The organism is Enterobacter sp. AG326 (genome assembly GCF_004362415.1).
Classification (GTDB): Bacteria; Pseudomonadota; Gammaproteobacteria; order Enterobacterales; family Enterobacteriaceae; genus Enterobacter; species Enterobacter asburiae.
The window spans coordinates 20,858-29,046 of sequence record NZ_SNXG01000014.1 but is presented as its reverse complement, the minus strand read 5'-3'; the positions used below and the strand labels follow the sequence as shown (position 1 = coordinate 29,046).

7 protein-coding genes and 1 pseudogene are annotated in these 8,189 nt (G+C 51.6%); all 8 read left to right on the top strand.

Going from position 1 to position 8,189, the window contains the following annotated elements; translation table 11 throughout:
- Window positions 1-141 (top strand): annotated as a pseudogene (gene tuf, locus DFO52_RS22405) (elongation factor Tu); the annotation flags it as partial.
- A 228-nt stretch (window positions 142-369) separates the two neighbouring features.
- Window positions 370-753, top strand: coding sequence for a preprotein translocase subunit SecE (gene secE, locus DFO52_RS22400; RefSeq protein ID WP_014068449.1), 384 nt, complete (start codon window positions 370-372; stop codon window positions 751-753).
- A 1-nt stretch (window position 754) separates the two neighbouring features.
- Window positions 755-1,300, top strand: coding sequence for a transcription termination/antitermination protein NusG (nusG, locus tag DFO52_RS22395; RefSeq protein ID WP_002438628.1), 546 nt, complete (start codon window positions 755-757; stop codon window positions 1,298-1,300).
- Window positions 1,301-1,457: 157 nt separating this feature from the next.
- Entirely contained in the window at window positions 1,458-1,886 is a 429-nt protein-coding gene (gene rplK / locus DFO52_RS22390; RefSeq protein ID WP_008503452.1) for a 50S ribosomal protein L11, read from the top strand.
- Between the two features lie 3 nt (window positions 1,887-1,889).
- Complete coding sequence (gene rplA / locus DFO52_RS22385; RefSeq protein ID WP_006810530.1) at window positions 1,890-2,594, top strand: 50S ribosomal protein L1; 705 nt, start codon at window positions 1,890-1,892, stop codon at window positions 2,592-2,594.
- 291 nt (window positions 2,595-2,885) lie between these two features.
- A complete protein-coding gene (gene rplJ / locus DFO52_RS22380) occupies window positions 2,886-3,383 on the top strand; it encodes a 50S ribosomal protein L10 (RefSeq protein ID WP_005132895.1) in 498 nt (165 codons plus the stop codon).
- Between the two features lie 66 nt (window positions 3,384-3,449).
- Window positions 3,450-3,815, top strand: coding sequence for a 50S ribosomal protein L7/L12 (rplL, locus tag DFO52_RS22375; protein ID WP_006176746.1), 366 nt, complete (start codon window positions 3,450-3,452; stop codon window positions 3,813-3,815).
- A gap of 319 nt (window positions 3,816-4,134) precedes the next feature.
- Window positions 4,135-8,163, top strand: a complete 4,029-nt coding sequence (rpoB, locus tag DFO52_RS22370; RefSeq protein WP_023334099.1) for a DNA-directed RNA polymerase subunit beta — start codon at window positions 4,135-4,137, stop codon at window positions 8,161-8,163.
- Window positions 8,164-8,189: the final 26 nt, after the last annotated feature.

Here is an 8,189-nt window from a genome sequence, read left to right as displayed (position 1 = left end):
GAGATGGTAATGCCAGGCGACAACATCAAGATGGTTGTGACTCTGATCCACCCAATCGCGATGGACGACGGTCTGCGTTTCGCAATCCGTGAAGGTGGCCGTACCGTTGGCGCGGGCGTGGTTGCTAAAGTTCTCGGCTAATCGCTGATAACATTTGACGCAATGCGCATGAAAAGGGCATCATTTGATGCCCTTTTTGCACGCTTTCACATCAGAACCTGGCTCATCAGTGATTATTTTTGTCATAATCATTGCTGAGACAGGCTCTGCAGAGAGCGTATAATCCATTAAGGGATTAGCGTTTCGATTTGGCTCGCCTCGCAATCGCGGGGTGAAATTATTTGTAGAATTCTTCTGACAGGTTGGTTTATGAGTGCGAATACCGAAGCTCAAGGGAGCGGGCGCGGCCTGGAAGCGATGAAGTGGGTCGCTGTTGCCGTGCTGCTGATTGTGGCAATCGTTGGCAACTATCTTTATCGTGACATGATGCTGCCGCTCCGCGCGCTGGCAGTGGTGATTCTGATTGCTGCAGCGGGCGGTGTCGCGCTGTTGACGACTAAGGGTAAAGCAACCGTTGCTTTCGCTCGCGAAGCACGTACCGAAGTCCGCAAGGTCATTTGGCCGACTCGCCAGGAAACATTGCACACCACGCTGATCGTGGCTGCAGTGACTGCGGTAATGTCACTGATCCTGTGGGGACTGGATGGTATTCTGGTTCGCCTGGTTTCCTTTATTACTGGCCTGAGGTTCTAAGATGTCTGAAGCCCCTAAAAAGCGTTGGTACGTCGTTCAGGCGTTTTCCGGTTTTGAAGGCCGCGTAGCAACGTCGCTGCGTGAGCATATCAAATTACACAACATGGAAGAGTTATTTGGCGAAGTTATGGTTCCGACCGAAGAAGTGGTTGAGATCCGTGGCGGCCAACGTCGCAAAAGCGAGCGTAAATTCTTCCCGGGTTACGTGCTGGTTCAGATGGTGATGAACGACGCGAGCTGGCACCTGGTGCGCAGCGTACCGCGCGTGATGGGCTTTATCGGCGGCACGTCTGACCGTCCGGCGCCAATCAGCGACAAAGAAGTTGATGCGATTATGAACCGCCTGCAGCAGGTGGGTGATAAGCCGCGTCCGAAAACGCTGTTTGAACCGGGTGAAATGGTTCGTGTTAGCGACGGTCCGTTTGCTGACTTTAACGGTGTGGTTGAAGAAGTGGACTACGAGAAGTCCCGCCTGAAAGTTTCTGTTTCTATCTTCGGTCGTGCGACCCCGGTAGAACTGGACTTTGCGCAGGTCGAAAAAGCCTAAGCAGCGATCAAAAAAGCGGCGATTTAATCGTTGCACAGGGCGCGAGATTGGAATACAATTTCGCGCCTTTTGTTTTTATGGGCCCCGGCCCGTAAAACGAATTTTTATTCACGGGGAGCCTTCCTGAGGCGCTATTACCCAATCAGAGGATTTTAGAATGGCTAAGAAAGTACAAGCCTACGTCAAGCTGCAGGTTGCAGCTGGTATGGCGAACCCAAGTCCACCAGTTGGTCCAGCTCTGGGTCAGCAGGGTGTGAACATCATGGAATTCTGTAAAGCGTTCAACGCCAAAACCGAATCCCTGGAAAAAGGTCTGCCAATCCCAGTCGTAATCACTGTTTACGCTGACCGTTCTTTCACTTTCGTTACCAAAACCCCTCCAGCAGCAGTTCTGCTGAAGAAAGCGGCTGGTATCAAATCTGGTTCCGGTAAACCGAACAAAGACAAAGTGGGTAAAATTTCCCGCGCTCAGCTGCAGGAAATCGCGCAGACCAAAGCTGCCGACATGACTGGTGCCGACATTGAAGCGATGACTCGCTCAATCGAAGGTACTGCACGTTCCATGGGCCTGGTAGTGGAGGACTAAGAAATGGCTAAACTGACCAAGCGCATGTCCGTGATCCGTGACAAAGTTGATGCGACCAAACAGTACGACATCAACGAAGCTATCGCTCTGCTGAAAGAACTGGCAACTGCTAAGTTCGTTGAAAGCGTTGACGTTGCCGTTAACCTCGGCATCGACGCTCGTAAATCCGATCAGAACGTTCGTGGCGCAACTGTACTGCCACACGGTACTGGCCGTTCCGTTCGCGTAGCTGTATTTGCTCAGGGTGCAAACGCTGAAGCTGCTAAAGCTGCCGGTGCTGAACTGGTAGGTATGGAAGATCTGGCTGATCAGATCAAGAAAGGCGAAATGAACTTTGACGTTGTTATTGCTTCTCCAGATGCAATGCGCGTTGTTGGCCAGCTGGGCCAGGTTCTGGGTCCACGCGGCCTGATGCCAAACCCGAAAGTTGGTACTGTAACTCCTAACGTTGCTGAAGCGGTTAAGAACGCTAAAGCAGGTCAGGTTCGTTATCGTAACGACAAAAACGGCATCATCCACACCACCATCGGTAAAGTGGACTTTGACGCTGACAAACTGAAAGAAAACCTGGAAGCTCTGCTGGTTGCGCTGAAAAAAGCAAAACCAACTCAGGCGAAAGGCGTGTACATCAAGAAAGTTAGCATCTCCACCACCATGGGTGCAGGTGTTGCAGTTGACCAGGCTGGCCTGAGCGCTGCTGCAAACTAATGCCTTTACGTGGGCGGTGATTTTGTCTACAATCTTACCCCCACGTTTGCTAACGAAAGTTAGCGGCTAAAAGATTTGTTCGTTGGAGCCTGGCCTAATCCAGGCCTCCGTCGAAGACCGCAGGTGTTTCGCAAGAGACTTAATCCCCTGCGTAGACGGTGACAGAACGCTAAGATTATTTTTGGATACTCTGGCTTGTTTCTGCTCACCGTATTAAGACGCTCTTTCCGTTGGGAAGAGTGAAGTGAGTTCCGGAACATGAGTTCCGGCAAACATCCAGGAGCAAAGCTAATGGCTTTAAATCTTCAAGACAAACAAGCGATTGTTGCTGAAGTCAGCGAAGTAGCCAAAGGCGCGCTGTCTGCAGTAGTTGCGGATTCCCGTGGCGTTACTGTAGACAAAATGACTGAACTGCGTAAAGCAGGTCGTGAAGCTGGCGTATACATGCGTGTTGTTCGTAACACCCTGCTGCGTCGCGTAGTTGAAGGTACTCAGTTCGAGTGCCTGAAAGACACGTTTGTTGGTCCGACCCTGATTGCATACTCTATGGAACACCCGGGCGCTGCTGCTCGTCTGTTCAAAGAGTTCGCGAAAGCGAATGCAAAATTTGAGGTCAAAGCTGCAGCCTTTGAAGGTGAGTTGATCACGGCATCGAACATCGATCGCCTGGCAACCCTGCCGACCTACGAAGAAGCAATTGCACGCCTGATGGCAACCATGAAAGAAGCTTCGGCTGGCAAACTGGTTCGCACTCTGGCTGCTGTTCGCGATGCAAAAGAAGCTGCTTAATCGCAGTTATCTTTATAAAGCATTTGCTTACGTATAAACTTATTCTGATTTTCAGGAACAATTTAAATGTCTATCACTAAAGATCAAATCATTGAAGCAGTTGCAGCTATGTCCGTAATGGACGTTGTAGAACTGATTTCTGCAATGGAAGAAAAATTCGGTGTTTCTGCTGCTGCTGCTGTAGCTGTAGCTGCGGGCCCGGCTGAAGCTGCTGAAGAAAAAACTGAATTCGACGTAATTCTGAAAGCTGCTGGCGCTAACAAAGTTGCTGTTATCAAAGCAGTACGTGGCGCAACTGGCCTGGGTCTGAAAGAAGCTAAAGACCTGGTAGAATCTGCTCCAGCTGCGCTGAAAGAAGGCGTGAGCAAAGACGACGCAGAAGCACTGAAAAAATCTCTGGAAGAAGCTGGCGCTGAAGTTGAAGTTAAATAAGCCAACTTTTCTGGTTGCAGCCTAAGTAATTAGGCTGATGGCTGGTGACTTTTTAGTCACCAGCCTTTTTGCGCTGTAAGGCATCAGTAGCATTTCACACTGTTTGACTGCTGATTGTCCTGACAATGCATGTTTCTATCGACGACTTAATATATTGCGACAGGGTGCTCGCTCTGTGTAAATCGCGACGAAATGATTTAAGCGTGATAGCAACAGGTATTGCGGAAAGTATTCAATTTTCCGGTCCACAAAATGGTGTTGCACAAACTGTCCCTTCGTCGGACAGATGGGTCGACTTGTCAGCGAGCTGAGGAACCCTATGGTTTACTCCTATACCGAGAAAAAACGTATTCGTAAGGATTTTGGTAAACGTCCACAAGTTCTGGACATTCCATATCTCCTTTCTATCCAGCTTGACTCGTTCCAGAAGTTTATCGAGCAAGATCCTGAAGGGCAGTACGGTCTGGAAGCAGCCTTCCGCTCCGTGTTCCCGATTCAGAGCTACAGCGGTAACTCCGAGCTGCAGTACGTCAGCTACCGCCTTGGCGAACCGGTGTTTGACGTTCAGGAATGTCAGATCCGTGGCGTGACCTATTCCGCACCGCTGCGCGTAAAACTGCGTCTGGTGATCTACGAGCGCGAAGCGCCGGAAGGCACCGTAAAAGACATTAAAGAACAAGAAGTCTACATGGGTGAAATTCCACTCATGACAGACAACGGTACTTTCGTTATCAACGGTACTGAGCGTGTTATCGTTTCCCAGCTGCATCGTAGCCCGGGCGTCTTCTTCGACAGCGATAAAGGTAAAACACACTCTTCCGGTAAAGTACTGTATAACGCACGCATCATTCCTTACCGTGGTTCATGGCTGGACTTCGAGTTCGATCCGAAAGACAACCTGTTTGTCCGTATCGACCGTCGTCGTAAGCTGCCTGCAACCATCATTCTGCGTGCGCTGCAATACACCACTGAACAGATCCTGGACCTGTTCTTTGAGAAAGTGATCTTTGAAATCCGCGACAACAAGCTGCAGATGGAGCTGGTGCCGGAACGTCTGCGTGGTGAGACCGCGTCGTTCGACATCGAAGCCGACGGCAAAGTGTATGTGGAAAAAGGTCGCCGTATCACCGCGCGCCACATCCGCCAGCTGGAAAAAGATGATATCAAACTCATCGAAGTTCCGGTTGAGTACATTGCAGGAAAAGTAGCCGCGAAAGATTACGTTGATGAATCAACGGGTGAGCTGATCTGCCCAGCGAACATGGAGCTGAGCCTGGATCTGCTGGCTAAGCTGAGCCAGTCTGGCCACAAACGTATCGAAACGCTGTTCACCAACGATCTGGACCACGGTGCGTATATCTCTGAGACTATTCGCGTCGACCCAACCACCGATCGTCTGAGCGCGCTGGTAGAAATCTACCGCATGATGCGTCCTGGTGAGCCACCAACTCGCGAAGCGGCGGAAAGCCTGTTCGAGAACCTGTTCTTCTCCGAAGACCGCTACGATCTGTCCGCGGTTGGTCGTATGAAGTTCAACCGTTCTCTGCTGCGCGACGAAATCGAAGGTTCCGGTATCCTGAGCAAAGACGACATCATCGAAGTGATGAAGAAGCTCATCGATATCCGTAACGGTAAAGGCGAAGTGGACGATATCGACCACCTCGGCAACCGTCGTATCCGTTCCGTAGGCGAAATGGCGGAAAACCAATTCCGCGTTGGCCTGGTACGTGTAGAGCGTGCGGTGAAAGAGCGTCTGTCTCTGGGTGATCTGGATACCCTGATGCCTCAGGATATGATCAACGCCAAGCCGATTTCTGCAGCAGTGAAAGAGTTCTTCGGTTCAAGCCAGCTGTCTCAGTTCATGGACCAGAACAACCCGCTGTCTGAGATTACGCACAAACGTCGTATCTCTGCACTCGGCCCAGGCGGTCTGACCCGTGAACGCGCAGGCTTTGAAGTTCGAGACGTACACCCGACGCACTACGGTCGCGTATGTCCAATCGAAACGCCTGAAGGTCCAAACATCGGTCTGATCAACTCCCTGTCCGTGTACGCACAGACTAACGAATACGGTTTCCTCGAGACCCCGTACCGTAAAGTGACCGACGGTGTTGTAACCGACGAAATTCACTACCTGTCTGCTATCGAAGAAGGCAACTACGTTATCGCTCAGGCGAACTCCAACCTGGATGACGAAGGCCACTTTGTAGAAGATCTGGTTACCTGCCGTAGCAAAGGCGAATCCAGCTTGTTCAGCCGCGACCAGGTTGACTACATGGACGTATCCACCCAGCAGGTGGTATCCGTCGGTGCGTCCCTGATCCCGTTCCTGGAACACGATGACGCCAACCGTGCATTGATGGGTGCGAACATGCAACGTCAGGCCGTTCCAACTCTGCGCGCTGATAAGCCGCTGGTTGGTACCGGTATGGAACGTGCTGTTGCCGTTGACTCCGGTGTTACTGCGGTTGCTAAACGTGGCGGTACTGTTCAGTACGTCGATGCATCCCGTATCGTTATCAAAGTTAACGAAGACGAGATGTATCCGGGCGAAGCTGGTATCGACATTTATAACCTGACCAAATACACCCGTTCTAACCAGAACACCTGTATCAACCAGATGCCTTGCGTATCTCTGGGTGAGCCAGTTGAGCGCGGCGACGTGCTGGCAGACGGTCCGTCCACCGACCTCGGTGAACTGGCGCTCGGTCAGAACATGCGCGTAGCGTTCATGCCGTGGAACGGTTACAACTTCGAAGACTCCATCCTCGTCTCCGAGCGTGTGGTTCAGGAAGATCGTTTCACCACCATCCACATTCAGGAACTGGCATGTGTGTCCCGTGACACCAAGCTGGGGCCAGAAGAGATCACCGCTGACATCCCTAACGTGGGTGAAGCTGCGCTCTCCAAACTGGATGAGTCCGGTATCGTTTACATCGGTGCGGAAGTGACTGGCGGCGATATTCTGGTTGGTAAGGTTACGCCTAAAGGTGAAACCCAGCTGACGCCAGAAGAGAAACTGCTGCGTGCAATCTTCGGTGAGAAAGCGTCTGACGTTAAAGACTCTTCTCTGCGCGTACCAAACGGTGTTTCCGGTACAGTTATCGATGTTCAGGTCTTCACCCGTGACGGCGTTGAGAAAGATAAGCGTGCGCTGGAAATCGAAGAGATGCAGCTCAAACAGGCTAAGAAAGACCTGTCTGAAGAACTGCAGATCCTCGAAGCGGGTCTGTTCAGCCGTATCTATGCGGTGCTGGTTGCCGGTGGCGTTGAAGCTGAGAAGCTCGACAAACTGCCACGCGATCGCTGGCTGGAACTGGGCCTGACCGACGAAGAGAAACAAAATCAGCTGGAACAGCTGGCTGAGCAGTATGACGAACTGAAACACGAGTTCGAGAAAAAACTCGAAGCGAAACGCCGCAAAATCACTCAGGGCGACGATCTGGCACCAGGCGTGCTGAAGATTGTTAAGGTGTATCTGGCCGTTAAACGTCAGATCCAGCCTGGTGATAAGATGGCAGGTCGTCACGGTAACAAGGGTGTTATCTCTAAGATCAACCCGATCGAAGATATGCCGCACGATGCTAACGGTACGCCGGTAGATATCGTACTGAACCCGCTGGGCGTACCGTCTCGTATGAACATCGGTCAGATCCTGGAAACTCACCTGGGTATGGCTGCGAAAGGTATCGGCGACAAGATTAACGCCATGCTGAAGCAGCAGGAAGAAGTCGCGAAACTGCGCGAATTCATCCAGCGTGCCTACGATCTGGGTACCGACGTTCGTCAGAAAGTCGACCTGAATACCTTCAGTGATGAAGAAGTGCTGCGCCTGGCTGAGAACCTGAAAAAAGGTATGCCAATCGCAACGCCGGTCTTCGATGGTGCGAAAGAAGCTGAAATTAAAGAGCTGCTGCAACTGGGTGGTCTGCCAACGTCTGGTCAGATTACGCTGTTTGACGGCCGTACCGGTGAACAGTTCGAGCGTCCGGTAACCGTAGGTTACATGTACATGCTGAAACTGAACCACCTGGTCGACGACAAGATGCACGCTCGTTCTACCGGTTCTTACAGCCTGGTTACTCAGCAGCCGCTGGGTGGTAAGGCACAGTTCGGTGGTCAGCGCTTCGGGGAGATGGAAGTGTGGGCGCTGGAAGCATACGGCGCGGCATACACCCTGCAGGAAATGCTCACCGTTAAGTCTGATGACGTGAACGGTCGTACCAAGATGTATAAAAACATCGTGGACGGCAACCATCAGATGGAGCCGGGCATGCCAGAGTCCTTCAACGTACTGTTGAAAGAGATTCGTTCGCTGGGTATCAACATCGAACTGGAAGACGAGTAATTCTCGCTCAAACAGGTCACTGGTGC